This is a genomic window from Hyunsoonleella rubra (genome assembly GCF_042684665.1).
In the GTDB taxonomy this organism is placed as follows: domain Bacteria; phylum Bacteroidota; class Bacteroidia; order Flavobacteriales; family Flavobacteriaceae; genus Jejuia; species Jejuia rubra.
Genome location: NZ_JBHULY010000016.1, coordinates 109,996 through 127,582 on the forward strand (window position 1 = coordinate 109,996; position 17,587 = coordinate 127,582).

Annotated in this window: 12 protein-coding genes; 3 read left to right on the forward strand and 9 right to left on the reverse strand. The window is 39.1% G+C overall.

Annotated elements, in window-relative coordinates; all coding sequences use genetic code 11:
* Positions 1–3 precede the first annotated feature (3 nt).
* The 3 genes from ACFSR8_RS08760 to ACFSR8_RS08770 all read left to right on the forward strand — a co-directional run bounded on the left by ACFSR8_RS08760 (position 4) and on the right by ACFSR8_RS08770 (position 5,255).
* Positions 4–4,131, forward strand: coding sequence for a DUF6531 domain-containing protein (locus tag ACFSR8_RS08760; RefSeq protein WP_380291109.1), 4,128 nt, complete (start codon positions 4–6; stop codon positions 4,129–4,131).
* On the forward strand, positions 4,128–4,583 hold the full coding sequence (locus ACFSR8_RS08765) for a hypothetical protein (protein WP_380291111.1): 456 nt from the start codon (positions 4,128–4,130) through the stop codon (positions 4,581–4,583). The genes ACFSR8_RS08760 and ACFSR8_RS08765 overlap by 4 nt, the downstream gene beginning before the upstream one ends.
* A gap of 282 nt (positions 4,584–4,865) precedes the next feature.
* Positions 4,866–5,255: a hypothetical protein gene (locus ACFSR8_RS08770; RefSeq protein WP_380291113.1), complete on the forward strand. Its 390-nt coding sequence runs from the start codon at positions 4,866–4,868 to the stop codon at positions 5,253–5,255.
* A gap of 9 nt (positions 5,256–5,264) precedes the next feature.
* Here ACFSR8_RS08770 and ACFSR8_RS08775 read toward each other — a convergent pair whose 3' ends face one another.
* The 9 genes from ACFSR8_RS08775 to ACFSR8_RS08815 all read right to left on the reverse strand — a co-directional run bounded on the left by ACFSR8_RS08775 (position 5,265) and on the right by ACFSR8_RS08815 (position 16,693).
* A complete protein-coding gene (locus tag ACFSR8_RS08775; protein WP_380291115.1) occupies positions 5,265–6,152 on the reverse strand; it encodes a peptidoglycan-binding protein in 888 nt (295 codons plus the stop codon).
* Positions 6,153–6,223: 71 nt separating this feature from the next.
* The gene (locus ACFSR8_RS08780) at positions 6,224–7,579 is read right to left on the reverse strand and encodes a DUF5458 family protein (protein WP_380291117.1); all 1,356 of its coding nucleotides are present in this window, start codon (positions 7,577–7,579) and stop codon (positions 6,224–6,226) included.
* Between the two features lie 2 nt (positions 7,580–7,581).
* The gene (locus ACFSR8_RS08785; RefSeq protein ID WP_380291119.1) at positions 7,582–8,028 is read right to left on the reverse strand and encodes a hypothetical protein; all 447 of its coding nucleotides are present in this window, start codon (positions 8,026–8,028) and stop codon (positions 7,582–7,584) included.
* Positions 8,029–8,121: 93 nt separating this feature from the next.
* Positions 8,122–10,584, reverse strand: coding sequence for an ATP-dependent Clp protease ATP-binding subunit (locus ACFSR8_RS08790; protein ID WP_380291121.1), 2,463 nt, complete (start codon positions 10,582–10,584; stop codon positions 8,122–8,124).
* 287 nt (positions 10,585–10,871) lie between these two features.
* Positions 10,872–12,125, reverse strand: a complete 1,254-nt coding sequence (locus ACFSR8_RS08795; protein ID WP_380291123.1) for a hypothetical protein — start codon at positions 12,123–12,125, stop codon at positions 10,872–10,874.
* A gap of 169 nt (positions 12,126–12,294) precedes the next feature.
* Entirely contained in the window at positions 12,295–13,119 is an 825-nt protein-coding gene (locus tag ACFSR8_RS08800; RefSeq protein ID WP_380291125.1) for an ABC transporter ATP-binding protein, read from the reverse strand.
* Between the two features lie 5 nt (positions 13,120–13,124).
* The gene (locus ACFSR8_RS08805) at positions 13,125–13,973 is read right to left on the reverse strand and encodes an ABC transporter ATP-binding protein (RefSeq protein ID WP_380291127.1); all 849 of its coding nucleotides are present in this window, start codon (positions 13,971–13,973) and stop codon (positions 13,125–13,127) included.
* A 93-nt stretch (positions 13,974–14,066) separates the two neighbouring features.
* Positions 14,067–15,173 carry an ABC transporter permease gene (locus ACFSR8_RS08810; RefSeq protein ID WP_380291129.1) on the reverse strand — a complete coding sequence of 369 codons (1,107 nt, stop codon included), beginning with the start codon at positions 15,171–15,173 and terminating at the stop codon, positions 14,067–14,069.
* Between the two features lie 131 nt (positions 15,174–15,304).
* Positions 15,305–16,693: a CmpA/NrtA family ABC transporter substrate-binding protein gene (locus ACFSR8_RS08815; protein ID WP_380291131.1), complete on the reverse strand. Its 1,389-nt coding sequence runs from the start codon at positions 16,691–16,693 to the stop codon at positions 15,305–15,307.
* Positions 16,694–17,587 lie beyond the last annotated feature (894 nt).

Below are 17,587 nucleotides of genomic sequence, written 5' to 3' on the forward strand. Positions count from 1 at the left end.
ATTATGATGTTGGCAAACAAACATTTTACACCTGTTATTGGAATTGATATTCATATTGTCACTATTCCGCCAGGTGTTCCTACACCTATCCCACATCCATTTATTGGGATGGTAATGGATCCTGCCGACTATATCCCATTTGTAGGTTCTACCATAAATATTAATGGAACACCTAGAGGCAACAGCGGTACCTCTGGAATGCTTGGTACCGTAAAACATATACCAATGGGTGGGCCTTTTGTGATGATGCCAAATATTGGCCACGACTCCATGAATTTTTTCGGCAGTACAAAAGTCAGGGCCGAAGGTTCCTATATGTCCCCAGCTGGATATATGACCATGACCTGTAATGATGTTGGCATGCCCTTGTCCTTGGCACCTGGTAAAAAGATGAAACCGGTGCCAAGTTTATATTTGCCATCATCATCTACTATACCTGTCCCAGGTGGCATGCCCGTTATGGTAGGTGGCCCTTATGCGCCAGATTTAATGGGTATGGTTATGGGGCTGGTCATGTCCTATGGCTTTGGAGCTATAATGAAAGGTGTTGGCAAAGGTTTGGCAAAAGGGCTTAAGGCTTTAAACCATGGTGTGCTCAAAAAATTCAAATGTACAAAAGGTCTTAGCGAAAAATTCTGCAAGATGGGATTTGAGCCAGTGGATTTAATTACGGGCAGGATGGTTTACAATGGAGAAGACTTTACCCTCCCGGGAATTATCCCGATTACATGGAAACGAAGTTGGTATTCCGATTCGGAATATGAAGGATTGATGGGATACGGTTGTCATAATAATTATGATGTCGCACTTCATATTGAAGAAAAGGAAGATGCTATCATTATGATGTTACCCGATGGCAGGGCAGCTGCTTTTCCTCTTATAATTACGAAAAATGAAACGTTTTACCATCGCTCTGAAAAACTGACCCTAACCTTTATTGACCGCAACACCTATACCGTAAAAGACCACAATTCAAATCTTACCTATACTTTTAGAAAGGTTTCTGAGACTCTGTATAAACCACAATATTTAAGTAATTCTGATGGGGTCTCAATTGAGTTTAGGCACAATATGTCCTATCAATTGGAACAAATAATTGATACCGCGGGTAGAAAGATAAATTTGCTCTTAGATGATAACGACCGTGTGGTGGAAATTAATGTCACCCACAACACGAAAAAGAGAACCTTGGTAAAGTATTCGTATAATGCCTTAGGAGACTTGATAGGTATAGCAGATGCTCTAGGCCAGACCACCAAAATGGAATACGACAACCATTTAATGGTCAAAAAAACCGATAGAAATGGCCAAGCCTTCTATTGGGAATACGACGGCAAAACCACTGGAGCAAGATGTGTTAAAACATGGGGAGATGGCGGGATACTCTCTGGAAGCATTCAATATGGCAAACAGCATAATATTGTAACCAATTCATTGGGGCAAGAAACGCATTATTACTTTGACGAAAACAACCTTTGCACCCAAGAAACCAATCCCCTTGGAGGAACCATATTCCATGAATTTACTGAATTCATGGAGCCCTATAGGGATATTGATGAAGAGGGCAACATTACAGGGTATAGTTATGACGACAGGGGTAATCTAGCCGAAATACATCAGCCCGATGGCAGTATTACGAGTTTTGTTTATGATGAAGCCGATAGATTGATCCTCACCAAATATCCGGAAGGTGACTCTACCTCCCGCATTTACAAAGACAATAAATTACATGCTACCATGTCAGCCAGTGGTGCGGTAACGTCCTTTGAATATAATAAGCTCGGTTTAATTGAAAGTCTCAGAAACGATGCAGGTCATGAAACCTATTTGGAGTACGATAGAGATTTCAACCTAAGCAAAATGACTTTGCCGAATGGTGCCATATCCAATTGGCAATACGATGAATGGGGGCGATGCACACGCATTATCAATTCAGATAATCATAAACAAAGTTTCTTCTATGATGCATTGGATCGGATTCATAAAATTCAACAAGCAGACAAGAATACTATAAACCTGAATTATAACGCTTATGATGAAGTCATCAGTACGGTTGACTCCAAAAAGCGTCATATCAATTTTGAATATACACCATTGGGCAGTCTAAAAATGCGCGAGGAAAATGGGAGAAAGGTGTTTTTTGAGTACAATACCGAAGAGCACCTCATGGCCATTACCAACGAACACAAGGAATCCTACCTTTTTGGCAGAGACGCCAATGGGGCCATAGTGCATGAAACAGGGTTTGACGGATTGCACAGAAAATATTTTAGAGATCTGGCCGGTAAGGTATTAAGGGTAAATCGGCCCAACGAGCGGTTTACGGAATATGAATATGATAGTAACGGCAATATTACAAGGGCTGAACATTATGACGGTACATGGGAAACCTACAGTTACAACCGGAATGGTCAATTGATTGAGGCTATCAATCAAGATACCCACGTTGAACTTGTGCGGGATGATGCAGGGCGTGTTATTAAGGAGATTCAAGATGGATATAAAGTAGAAAGTACATACAACTCCCTAAATAACCGAACCCAAATAAGCAGTTCACTAGGTGCAAAAATTGACCTGACCCATAACCAATTGGGACTAGTTGATGGCGTTTCTGCCACTGCGGAAACGAATGGTAAAACAAATAATTGGTCTGCAAAATTCGCCTATAATAGTTTAGGGCAGGAAATTGAACGTGCGTTGCCTGGTGGGATTACCAATAGCTTTTCCTATGATTTTGCTGGCCGACCCATTTCACAAAAAATACAAAGAAGAAATAAAGACATCAGGCACCGCACCTACGCTTGGAATGTTAATGACCAATTGCATAAAATGGTCAATCAACTAACAAATAGTGTGGTTAGCTACGGTTATGACGATTTTGGGAATTTGGCCTCCGCCCGCTACGAAGACCAACAAATGGACTATAAATTGCCTGACGAGGTGGGCAACCTTTATCGCAACAAAGGGCAAAATGACCGCACCTATGGCAAGGGAGGGCAGTTACAAAAAGCCAATGGCAATACCTATAAATATGACGCTGAAGGCAATTTAATAACAAAAATAAGTCCGAAAGGCAATTGGGAATACCAATGGTATGGCAATGGTATGTTGAAGCAGGTTTCCAAACCAGACCACCAGACTATTAGTTTTGAGTATGATGCCCTAGGCAGGCGCACTGCAAAAATAGCCAAGTCCTCTCGGGGGGCAACAAGTGATAGTATTACCCGATTTATTTGGGATGGTAACGTACCCTTACATGAGTGGCAGTATCAATTACAGGAGCGACCGAAACTGGTAGTAAACGAAGACGGCTTTGTAGAAAAGGACAAACCGGAGCCCATTGCCGACCTTATTACCTGGGTATTTGACGAAGGCACCTTTAAACCAGCCGCCAAAATAACGAAAAACGGCACCTACTCCATTATTACGGATTACCTTGGCACACCAGTTGCTATGTACAATACCGAAGGCGAAAAGACTTGGGAAGCCGAGTATGATATTTACGGCAAAATACGTAAACTTGCAAAAGGCGCTTTGGGGGATTGTCCGTTTAGGTATCAAGGGCAGTATGAGGATGTTGAAACAGGGTTGTATTATAATCGGTTTCGGTATTATTCTGCCGATTATGGGATTTATATTTCTAAAGACCCTATTGGATTACATGGAAATAATCCGAATTTATACTCCTATACAAAAGATACAAACTCTAGAGTTGATTTATTAGGACTAAGTGACTGTACAATAAGCTCAGATTTCGATAATGGGGCGTCCTTTATTGTTACTGGAGAAGTTTATGAGAAATTTATAAAAAACTCATCTATAGTTGGTCGACCCGATGGGCAATTCGTCGCTCCTACTAACCAAATTAATAACTTATTAAAAAAAGCCAATGGTGACATATCAATCGTAGAAAAAGGCCTTGGAATACCAGATGGTAATTGGCAAAATAAAGGAGGGTTGTATAAAATAGATATTGACAATCCTAAAAACCATAATATGAGATTACCTGATTCTAATAACTCAGGAGCAAATGAATTATTTGTGCCTGGAGGAAAAACGTCTGGTGGAATATCTGAAGCTGTAATAGACCCCGTGCCTACTGATCAGCTTGTAATAACCAAAGTTTTATGAATAACTTTAAAAAAAAATTAGTAGAAAAAGCTGTCAAAGAAAACGAATTGGTCAATTTGTTAATTGGCACTAATTCGTATGAGATTAGAACTGAATATGTTTACATGCCTACAGACACGGATAGCGTAGGTTTTCTGTTAGCAGATTATATCAGCAAAAACCCCAAATTTGATTACTCCTTAATCATCAGGGCTATGTTGGAAATAAGTAAGAACCCTGAATGGTCATGGTTAGTAATTTTTTATGTATCGGCATTTGAGACTAATAACTTAACATTTTTACCATATGAAGAATTATATAAAAATGTACAAAATTGCAAAAAACATCTAAGGAACAATGACGGATGGATATGTTTTAATTTCAAACCAAAATACAGCAATTTGTGGGATATTATAAAAAATGAAAACAATAATAGGCTGAAGCCAAAATACAATGTTCCTGAATTGATATAATACCCCCTGCTACCGCTAGTTTGCAACTAGTGGCGGTCATGAGTAAGCAACAATAGAGCAATGCATAAAGACCATCTCTTTTAATTATGTACTGTTTAAAAGCAGAGAATCATAATTAAGGCATAGGCTACAAGAGACTTGAGAGTAGACTAAAATATTTATTCCCGTATTTATAGTACCTCTTGTTATTTGAGTATTCCCTCGTTTATATTATATCAAAAAGCACAAATTTTTAAGACAATTCACAATATATTCCATATCTTGATAAGATATTTCAAACCTATGAAAGTCTATCTATTTCTTTTATTTTTCATAATCTTCGGCCCCATAAACTTGCTTGCCCAAGATGAATCGAATTTAATTGAGACTACAGCTACTATTACAAATATTGAAACCAGTATTAGTGGCAGACGCTCCTCAGCAATGGCAACAGTTACGTATTCTACCCAAAACGGAGAGCAACTGACAAGCAAAGTGCGTATTTTACATTTACCGCTTCTTGGCACGTTTAAAAATGTGGGCGACACCCTAAAAGTAAAATATGAGGCCAATAACCCGTATCTTCTAAAAAGTAGCGCAGATTCCTTTTTGGCCAATTATGGATTATATCTCTTAATTGCTTTGGCCCTACTTTTGGGCATTAAAAGGTTTTGGAAGAAAAGAAGCATATAATAGAATAGACTAACTCATCAGATTAGAAACACCTTGTAAAACTGGCCTAGAATCCGCCCAACTTCTTGCGGAATAGCCGCTGGGATATTTAACCACCTTACGCCCTCTAAATCGAATTGGCCGTTCTGCATATTGCTTGGCTTTTGATGCCACAGCCGGAACGCCCAAAAAATTAGACAAATCTTGTAAAAACTGCTCTCCCCTTTGCCCACGACCTACTTGGCATCCGTGCAATTCTATAACACCGTAAGGGCTAAACATATTTCTCAATGGTGCCAAGGCGCTCCTTACATCCGGCAAAAGCAATGCGGAACTGGACAAACTAGACCTACTAATTACATCACTTACAGAATCCAATTGGGCCTGGGATGCATTTTGTCTTGCCATGCCACAGGCTTGCCAATCATTATTAAACTCCTGATTTATCATACCATAATACACATGGCAACCAGTACCATAAGAAACGGCAATAGACCCACTATTACCATGGGCTTGCAACCTGAGAATATATAGATTTTGATTTGAAATGCCGGCACGGCTTAGTTCCGACACGATTCTGTAAACACCACCACTTGTATTTTGCAAAGTAATCGGCACTTGCCCAAGTTCAGACAAGCGATCCCTTGCTATGGATAGAATGGCTTCATCCGACATATCGACAATATCACGAATCTGATACTGTTGCCTAAACCGAGAGTTCAAACAGCTCCAAGTTTGTTCATCCAAAATTCCGGTGCCAACAATATTGTTGAATTCCTGAAAAGCCTTAACCCGATTACGGGTGTTATTCCCAAATATGCCATCAACATCAAGTATGGCTCCGTCAGAAGTAGCATTCAGCATGGCCTGAATCAATGCCACAGACGGCAATGTATCTCCATTTCTTAAATTAATCATTGCACCTAATAATAACAACCCATAAAGACCTGCGGAACTTAACTATGCGAAAAGCCTACGAACAGTTAAAACTACTGCTGCTCATAATCCGCATCCCATTCCGTACCGTCATCTCCTTTTTGTCCATCCATTTTGATCATAAAGTTTTTGGCAGGAAAGTAAGGCTTCATGTGAATATCAAGGAACACGCGATCTTTTTGTTTTGGATCCTGTTCAAATCTTTTAATGGCAAAATCTTCAATTAGTTTATCTGGCCCGGTAATACTGTCCAGAAATTTGACAATCTGACCCATCAATTCTTTTCTGGTTTTAGCATTAAAGTTCTCAAACGCACGCCGGTTTAAGAAATCCATAAGCACCTTGGTCACATAATCAAATACCCTTACTACGGAATAGGTTTGCAGTCCTAAATTGTCTCCGTTAAAAAGTGTTTTTGCCGAAAATGCCATGACCTTTCCGTATTCGTTCACCATAGGCACCAAGCCCATTTTTTCCAAATGCGCAATTTCACTTTTCTTAAGGTCAAATTTTACGCCATCAATCTCATTAATACCACCAAACTTTTTACCAGCAGTAACCTGAGACATCAAAGTTTGGTATATTTTCCCGGCCAAGGCACTGGAAGGTGGTACAAATACATCATCTTCTTCCCCTACTTCATCAATTTTACTTCTTCCCACAAGCCAATTACAGGCCATAATCACATTGGATTTGTACTTATCGCCACTAGTTAAATTGGCCGCCTCAAACATTTCCATAACGTCATCTGGCTCGTCCAAATGTTCGAAATCAGTAACTAACATAGCCTTATTTTCGTGTGCTATTTTAGCCCATTTTTCTACAACCTTATTGGAACCTAAGTATCCAGGAAGCACTAGCAAACCATAATTTTCCCTTAAATCCAATCTGTCATAAGTGGCTTTAAGTTCTTCAGAAACGGCATCGATAAATCGCGTATTGTCCAAATCCTTTAACTGCTCCAGTTCGGCATTCATAATAGAAATATTCTTCAACTTATCCGACTCACTATTTTTGTAAAACAGTGCCATGGATCGGTACGACCGCTCTAAATCACTGGTTTCATCTAAAGCCTTTTTCAGGTTTTTCTTCAATAACTCGGCGGCTTCTTCAGATTTTTTCTCCGAGGCATCGACCATTTCTGGAATATTATCCGAACTGGATAAAACGGAAGACCATATTTCCAATACTTTCTTTAAAGTATCTCTTTCCCCCTTTTTTGCTTGTTCTGTTAAGAAAATCCGCTTTCTGGCCTTGCGATCGGGGTTCATATTTTGTACACCCTCCAAACAGGATTCCAATAAATCAAAACCTCCGAATTTAGCTAGTTTTTCGCTATTCTCTTTAAGATACTGAGCAGGGTTTTCAACTGGCGAAAATTGCTCTTGTTTTTGCGGTGATGCTGACATACTTATTTGTTTTCTTCTAGTTCGGTTAATAAAGCTCTAATTGCTTCCAATAAAGATTCTTTGGCCTCGGGACTCTCTAAGGCCGTTTTTAAAATTTTATTGGTTTTTAGCTGTTTTACTATTTTTAGATATTGATCTTTTTCGGTATTCAGTCCTTGCAGAAAAGCGCTTTGTTGAGTAATACCTTTACCTCCGTAATCACCCAAGTTACTGAAGCTTAGATTCTCCTTTCGCCCTACCCCTTCGGCATCTTCAAACTCCACTTCTACTTCGGGCTTGTAATGCTCAAAAACTTCTTCAATAGTTTTTAACCCAGTGACTACCTCCGGCTTTATGGGCTGGTCCTGAGTTAGCTTTTCCACAAATAACGTTCTATTTTGAGGTATTTCCTGTATCGCTTCGTTAGCATCGGTTTTTACTTCTGTACCTCCTAATCCGTAAGTATCCATAATTTTTGTTTTTTAATTCTTTGAACATGAATCTTTCAAATCGAAAACATCCAGTTTAATTAATAAATATAAGCAAATTTTATTTACAAGCAATTATTCGTACTGCCACTGTAATTCTTTTTGGGCATCAATATCCAAATTGACTTTTGCTCCTTTTGTGAGCTCTCCCGATATAATCATGCGCGATAATGGCGACCTCAAGTCATTTCGAATTACCCCACGAAGTGGTCTTGCCCCGTATTTTGGGGTAAATCCTTTTTCCGCAAGATAAACCATTGCCTCTTCTGATATATTCAAAGTGATATCCTGTTTTTGCAATGCTTTATACAAACCTTTAAGTTGTATTTTGAATATTTTTACGATGTTTTCCTTTGTAATCGGAGCAAATGGAATGATTTCGGTTAGTCTTCCCAAAAATTCTGGTCGGAAATAATTACCCATTATCTCCAATAAATCATTCGACTTTGGAATGATACCTTTATCGAAAGACTCCACAATATGGGCACTTCCAATATTTGAGGTAAACAGAATAACAGCATTTGAAAAATCGCCTTCTTTGCCCAAACGATCATGCAATTTTCCTTCATCCAAAATTTGAAGAAAAATATCGAACACCGAAGGATGCGCTTTCTCTATTTCATCAAATAATACGATTGAATAAGGCTTTTGGCGAATTTTATTTACTAAAACGCCACCTTCTTCGTAACCGACATATCCCGGGGGTGCACCATATAATAAAGCCGCAGAATGTTCTTCTTTAAACTCAGACATATCAAAACGAAGAATTGCGTTTTCGTCCTGAAATAAAAACTCTGCCAAGGATTTTGCCAACTCCGTTTTACCAGTCCCTGTTGGCCCAGAAAAGAAAAAGGACCCAATTGGGAGTCCCGGTTTGCTCAAACCAGATCTTGACTCTAAAACGGCAGCCGTAATTACACCAATGGCATGGTCTTGGCCTATCACGCGCTGTTGTAGCACAGATTCCATATTCAGCAGGCGTTCCTTTTCGTCAGCTTGCAGTTTACCTGTTGGAATTCCTGTTTTATTCGCTATGGTTGAAGCTACATCATTTTTATTGATGCCCGTTTTTTCTTTTGAAGCAATTTCCAATAATTGGGACAAAATAGTATCCAAAGCCTTAAAACCTTCTTCGGGGCTTGTTACTTTTTCAAAGTGATTGTCATCCCCCAATTCGTCAAATAACAAATAACTCAACCTGTTCTTCATTAGGGAATATTCCCAAACCTGTTCTTTTAAAAGTTCCTCTTCCGAAAACTCTTTGTCTTCTTTCAAAAGTGCTAAGTTTTCTTTTATAGTATTAATTTCGTTCTCGGAAGTTTCGGCCATGTATTTGGCTGCGGACATGGTTCTATCTATCAAATCAATTGCAGAATCAGGCAAACTGCGCTCCTTATTATAACGCTTTGCCAAACGAATAGCTTCCTGAATGGTATCGGAATCAATAGTCAAATTGTGATGGTCGGTATAATACGAAACTGTATCCTTTATCATACGGTAAGCCTCGTCCTCGTTGGGCTCCATTAACCTTACGATTTCAAACTGCCTCGAAAGTCCCTTATCGGATTCTATGTGTTTTCTGAATGTGTCATTGGTAGCAGTGCCTATCACAGTAAGTTCTCCTTTTGATAATTCCGACTTCAGTAAATTGGCCAATCCTTGATTTCCCTGGTTCTTGTCTGTAAGGTTATTTATTTCATCAATTAATAAAATGGCCTTGGGGAATTGTTGAATTTCCGCAATTACTTTTTTGAGACGGTCTTCAATTTCGCCCTTGTAGCCAGCACCAGAAACCAAATTAATAAAATCCAACTCGTAAATCCGTGCACTTTTTAAATGCTCGGGTACGTTTCCATTGACCGATGCATAAGCCAATCCATTAAACAAAACGGTTTTACCAACTCCAGGGTCTCCAAGAACAAGTACATTAGGTTTTGACCGTCTTCCCAAAATCTCTCCAATCATTTTTATTTCAGACTCACGACCGGAAATGGTAGTCAGAATATTATTTGTTGCCCCTGATGTTTTATCGATGCAATACTGCGATAGGGTTGTTGTTCCTACAGCCTTTGGCTTTGAAACTGTAGGCACCTTTGCCGTTCCATTTTCCGAAACCCCCAAATTATCAATTAATTCCTGTGGTGTTAGCGGGAACGATTTAAGTTTTTCAAAACTAAAACCAACTCCAGGTGTAGACAGGGCGATAAGCACACAAAATTCATTAATTTCCTCTATACCTAATTTCAATTTGATATTGTCTGCTTCATAAAAAACAGCTTCAATAGAATCATCAGCTTCGGGAGCTTCAGGTATCCGAGTGGTTTTTGGGAAAGATTCCAACCTAACTTCTGCCCATTCTTCGACATAATAGCCATCTTGACCAATACTTTCTAAATATTGCAAAAGCCCTATATTCTTGTGCATCAATGCCTTTAGAAGATGAGCGGCGGAATAATTTTGATTAGAGTACTCTTTGGCAATGGATTGTGCTATATGAATAGCCTCTTTAAGTGTTTCAGAAAAATTGTAGTTAGCCATTTAAAAGGTATTTATAAATTAATCGTTTACACAATCAAGCATGAAAATTAACTTCTGTAAACACGTTTGTAGGTAAGCATAACTAAATGTATAAAAAAAATATTAAAATTCAATTAGGGCAATACAAAAAAAACACATTTGAGCTCTTGCAAACTAATTCGAAACAGGCCTTAAAAACATTAAACAAAAATAATTCAATTGAAAATGTAGTTAATCCGAAAAATATTATACAAAAAATCCCCGATGAAAGTCATCGGGGATTTTTTATAAGTTTATAATTTTCTATTCTAAAGTAATTTAGGATTGATAACCAACATCAACCAAGCCCAGTTTTGAGTACTTTTTACACCAGGCATATCTGCAATAGCACTTGGCTCAAAGAAGTGGGAATACCCTCCTACTATCTTAAATTCCTTGAATTTTTTGGCCAATACCAAATCTATTTCAGAACCTAAATCATTTCCAGCCAACCCGTCAACATCGGATTGTTCAGTGAAGTAGTGCCCCGCTAAAGTAACACCAACTCCGGCTACCTTAGTTTTGTATGTTAACTGAAAATCATTTAAACCTCCAGCATTAGCATGATTTCCAACGTAAAATCTATCTATCAAACCATTAAAGGCGTGATTGGTACCATACAATGGAAAGAATGCCGCCGATTCGCTATTTCTACCAGAGATACGTTCCACAGTCAACCCAAGGGAATTGGCATCATTAAACTTATAGGCCGCGCCTAAGCTTGCCAAGTAAGCACCTTTAACGTCAGTCCCTCCAACTCTTTCGCCTTCCTGCAAGAAAAGGTTTGAAGTCAATGAGAAATCACCAGCTTTATAATCCATATGAACACCAGCAGTAATTAGAGATGCTTTTCTGTCCGTAGTTGGAGGTGTTGCAGGGTTGTTGTCTCCACCATTTTGGAAGGTATTTACCATTCCCAAGAATGAAATATTAAATTTTTCTCCTTTATTGTTTGCTCTTACAAAAACCATATCCCTGTAAGAAAACAAATTGGCGGTATTATAAATTTCATCCACAGCGGTATTTAATGCTCCACCTACCAATAAGGTAAAAGTATTTTTCTTAAGCTGATACACGGCTGCATCGTGGGTTCTTGCCTGTTGCGCCCAACCAAGACCACCTAAAATTCTTTGGTCGTCATAGGACAAAGGTTGACGTCCCACTTTTAAGCTTGAATTTTCGCCTAATTTCAAATCTGCCCACGCTTCTTGTACTCTAAAGTTTCCATTACCATTGGTTGCAATTTGAGGTCTATCTCCAAAAGCAAACACTTCTTGAAAGCCTAAATAAACGGTGTAAGTTTCTGCTTTGTATTTTGCATTTAAAGCGGCTCGGACAGAAGTCCTCAGAAAGCCTTCGTCAGAATCCATAGCTGTTTGAGCCGGGAAGCTTCCTCCGGTAAAGTTACCACCGTTTCCAAAGTATTCCGAACGTGGCCTAAACTCGCCACTCAACGAAAATTGTGCTTGCGCAAATTGTAGGCTCGCTAGCAACAGTCCTAAAATTAAATATTGTTTTCTCATTTTTTCCTTGTTTTTAAGTTTGAATTATTTTGGGTTTTAATTAATTACTTTTGATATTGCCACTCTATTTCGTTGGCAAATTTAGGGCTGTCCACTCCCTTAGATTATGATATTTCTCATGTTTCATAACCTTTTTAAGATAAATATGTCTTTTTTGATTTTTCTTTCCCTAGTGTTCTAGGAAGTCTATTAAATGTTTTCTGTATTTATAATAGTCGTCATGTTCCAAAACGGATTTTCTTGTTCGAGGCCTTTCAAAATCAATTTCTAAAACATCACCAATTTTTGCTCTAGGGCCACTGGTCATCATTACTACCCGATCAGCCAAAAATATCGCCTCGTCCACATCATGGGTAATCATCACCGCAGTAATTTTTTCTTTATTCCAAATCTCAATTAGGATATCTTGCAACTCTCCTCTCGTTAAGGAATCCAACATCCCAAAAGGCTCATCCAGCAATAAAACTTTTGGTTTTATGGCAAAAGCCCTTGCAATCCCCACACGCTGTTGCATCCCTTGTGACAAATCAGAAGCTTTTTTGTTAAAAGCATCTTCCAATCCTACTTTTTGCAAGTAGTATTTTGCAATGTCGTTTCGTTGTGCTTTGGTAGCATGGGGAAATACCTGATTTACCCCCAACAATACATTCTGCAAAGCCGTCATCCAAGGCATCAAACTCGGTGCTTGGAATATCACCCCTCTATCCGGTCCTGGGCCTTTAATATGTTTTCCTAATACGGAAATATTTCCTCCCGAAATTGGGTTTAAACCGGCAATCATAGACAACATGGTAGTTTTTCCACATCCTGAATGCCCAATAATAGTTACAAATTCTTCTTTTCTAATTTGAAGATTTAAGTGCTCCAATACCACATAATCTCCTTTTGGCGTTGGGTACACCTTTTTCAAATCCTTTAAATCGAGCATCACTTCGTTTGAAGGAAATATGCCGTTGTGTGCCGTCTTTGATGTTTCCGTTATAATCGTGCTCATGGTACTTATTTAAATTGGTTTACAAAATCCTTTGGCGCCAAATCTGGAAGCACAAATTCTTCCGAAGCTTGTGCTTTACGCTCTGCCCCAATGTCCATCAAATACTCAATAATGGCATTTCTGGTGGACTTGTAATTTTCGTTATCGTTCATTTCGGTTTTGTCACGCGGACGCTCAATATCAATTTTAAATTCAGGCCCCAAAGTGGCATTCGGCCCAGGTCGTAAAGGAATAATCCTGTCCGCCATATAAATCCCTTCATCCACATCATTCGTAATCAATAGTGCGGTACGTTTATGCTTGCTCCAGATGTTTAAAATTTCATCCTGTAGCGTCCCGCGAGTCAAGGCATCCAGAGCACCTAAAGGCTCGTCCATAATAATCATTTCAGGATTCATGGATAGTGCCCTTGCCACCGACACCCGTTGCCGCATTCCTCCAGAAAGTTCCTTCGGTCTTTTATTGATGGCCGGCGTTAAACCCACCATATCCACATATTCGGCAACAATCGCGTTAAGTTCTTTTTTGCTTTTCTTTGGGAAAGCTTCCTTCACCGCCATGTACACATTCTGTCCGACAGTCAACCAGGGTAACAGCGAATAGTTCTGAAAAATCACGCCACGTTCGTGGCTCGTACCTACGACTGGTTCCCCTTTAAACAACACCTCGCCTTTAGTAGGCTCCAATAATCCGTTTATCAAGTTTACCAGCGTCGTTTTCCCACTCCCAGTAAAACCTACAATCGCCACAAACTCGCCCTCCTCTATCTCCAAATTAATGTTAGATAGCACCTCGGTGGCGTTCTCGTCCTTTCCGTAGGTTTTGTAAATATTTTTTAATTCTAAGTATGCCATTTTTCCTAATGTTTATTTGTTTATCTGTTTAACTGTTTACACTTACTCGCTCAGCTACTCTAAACGAATCAACGCATAAACAAATCCACATCATTATATCGCATCTGTTTTTTCAAAAGACACCCAGTTTTGTATGGCTAACATCAAACGGTCCAATAGGAAACCGATGATACCAATAACAAACATGGCAACTATAATTTTTGCATTCGAGTCGTTTGCACCATTTTGGAATTCCTCCCAAACAAACAATCCTAAACCAGGACTCTGCGCCAACAATTCAATAGCAATCAATACCATCCAGGCTACAGACAATGTAATTTTTAGACCCGTAAAGATGAGAGGCAAAGACGATGGCAATACCACTTTAAACACCTTTTGGAAATTCCCCAGTTTTAAAACCTTGGCAACGTTGATGTAATCATTATCTACAGACGACACCCCCATGGACGTATTTACCAATGTGGCCCACATAGAACATAGACCAACACTAATAAATGAAATGGTAAACGAGCTATCTTCACTTGAATCAATCAACAACGTTTTTACGATCATAAACACTAGCAAGTACCAAACTACTGGTGATACCGGCTTAAAAATTTGGATAAACCAGTTGAATGCGCTCTTTAAAGTCGGGCTCAACCCGATAAAAATCCCTAAAGGTACAGCAATCAAAAAGGCCAAAAAGAATCCTGCAAATACTGTTTTCAAACTTCTAAAAATTTGGTCAACGAATGAAGGCCTACCTGTATATACAATTGGGTCTTTTCCTTCGGCAATACGCTTCTCGTTAAGAGCCGCCGTTTTTTCAGCGAAGGCCACCTTGTCCGCACTGATAATCTGGTGGTCGTGCAAAAGCGATTCAAAAGATTTCCAAACCTGAGCCGGTGAAGGCAAGGTATTAGGCTGACAACTGATGTCTCCCGAAGCGATGCATGCACGCATTGCTTCGGCAGCCTCAGGCCCCTGATCATTCAGGGCTTTCTCTATTTTAAATTCTGCTTCTGTGTTGTACAAGGACTTTGCGCCCATGTGCCACAGCCCAATAAATAAGAGCACGGAAGCAATCGGTACGACTATTTTTCGTAGAAAGCTTTTAAAATCTTCCTTTTCCAGCTTCCCGGTGAATAGGTCTTTAAACGTTCCTAAAAAACCTAAGCCCATAAATTTGGTGACTTTTCCTAATGTTATACTTTGCTTCATGAGTTCTTCTTAATTTAGTGTTCTTGTGTATTTTATAAAAGCCTTTTGTCATTCCGAACGTAGTGAGGAATCTCATGAGACTTCTCACCGTTCGTGCCTCACTCTGTCGAAATGACAAAGGACATATTTATTTACTGTACAGCGGCATCCTTATTCCCGATGGCAAAACTGTTGATGTAACCTATTGGGTCTTTAGCATCATAAGTAGTGCCGTCAATAAAGTCTGCTGTTTCAGGCTTGTAACCATCCGTTTCTGGAATATCGCTAGCAGGAATTTTGCCTTCCTCTACCAAAATCTTGGCAGCTTTAGTCCAAATGTCAGGACGGTAAATATCTTTAATAGTTGATGCATACCAATCTGCTGGTTTAGACTCAGGAATTTGTCCCCATCTTCTCATTTGGGTCAAGAACCAGATACCATCAGAGTAAAATGGATACGTAGCGTTGTACTTGTAGAATACGTTAAAGTCTGGCATCTCACGCTTGTCTCCTTTTTCAAATTCGAAAGTACCGGTCATAGAGTTGGCCAATACGGCTTCGTCAGCACCAACATATTGAGACATCGATAGGATTTTTACAGCTTCAGCTCTGTTTCCTGGCTCATCCAACCACTTACCAGCTCTAATCAAAGCTTTAGTGACAGCAACCGCAGTATTTGGGTTTTCTTCAACAAATTTCTTTGTCATTACGAATACTTTTTCTGGATTGTTTTTCCAGATATCATAATTGGTAGTTACTGGGACACCGATACCTTTAAATACCGCTTGCTGGTTCCAAGGCTCACCCACACAGTAACCATAGATGGTTCCAGCCTCTAAAGTAGCTGGCATTTGTGGTGGAGGTGTTACAGATAACAATACCTCAGCATCAATTTGTCCTTGAACGTTCTCAGCAGTGTACATTCCCGGGTGGATACCAGCGGCAGCCAACCAATATCTTATTTCGTAGTTATGTGTAGACACGGGGAATACCATACCCATTTTAAAGGCTTTACCAGAGTTTTTATAATCAGTGATTACAGGCTTTAAAGCGTCAGCTTTAATAGGGTGAATGGGTTTTCCATCAGCACCTTTTGGCACATTTGGTTTCATTTTAGACCAAACATCGTTAGAAACGGTAATACCATTACCATTCAAATCCATGGAGAATGGCGTTACCAAATCCGCTTGACGACCAAATCCTGCACCAGCAGCAATCGGCTGACCGGCCAACATATGAGAACCATCTAACTGACCGTCAATCACACGGTCCAAAACGTTTTTCCAGTTGGACTGTGCTTCCACAGAAACAAATAATCCTTCATCTTCGAAGAATCCTTTTTCCTTTGCAATGGCCAAAGGTGCCATATCCGTTAATTTGATAAAACCAAAAGTTAATTGTGGCTTTTCAATTTCTAATGTTGCAGTTTCTTCGGCAGGTGTATTTTCAGCCAAAGTGGTTTTCTTTTCTTTTCCACCGCAGGCAAATAATAATATCGCTACAGGTAAAATCCAAGTTGTTCTTTTAAGTAGAGCTTTCATTTTAATATTTTTAAATTTAACTAAGTATTATTACTTATTTTAGGCAAATATATAAGTAGTTTTATTTGCTGCTCCTGATAAACTCCATAAGAACACCTCTTTTTGCACATGAATAAACCTGCACTAAAACAGGTTTTTAAGTTATATTTCTGTTTTACAGGCTTTAAGAATTGAAATAGACGCAGACAGCCTTACGTAAAACACTACGTATAAACATCGTTTTGTTAATAAGTAATTACGTATGTTTTACTTAAAATACGAAAGTTTGAACAAGAAGTTGTGGGTTTGTGGGGTTGGGAATACGTAGTTTACGTCATTTACATAACATTAGTGATTATTAATGTCTTTAATATTAAATAGGAGTTGTTTTTAATGTAGCAGTGAAATTTTCAGTTTACAGTTATGCTTATCGATTAAGATGTAGCTGCGTTTTAATGAACTATATTGCTCGATAAGCAAAATTCAATTTTTCCTACGACAAAACCAATACGTATTTACACGTACTTTTTAACAAAAACAGCATTGTGAGGAATAATGCCCGAGTAGAGCGGTAATCTTGGGCAACAAATAGACAATTCTGTGACTTATGAATGAGATTGCTTCGTTTTACTGGCAGTGTCAGGTATTTTTAGGATGTGAGTTTCCCCTCTAGCAAGAGGGGATTAAGGGGTGTGCAAAAATGATATTTGCTACTGTGCCTCAAAAACACCTCCCTTACTCCCTCCTTATTAGGAGGGACACTCTTGCTTTATAATATCATTAAATTGACTACTGACTTCGAAGAAAGACCAAACAGCGGATTGAGCAATGCTGCCAGCAAGCACACCCGCGTTAGGGATTGCAACGGCATCCTTTTTAAAACTTTGGAAAGTGAAATTTATGAAGTGCTTTAAT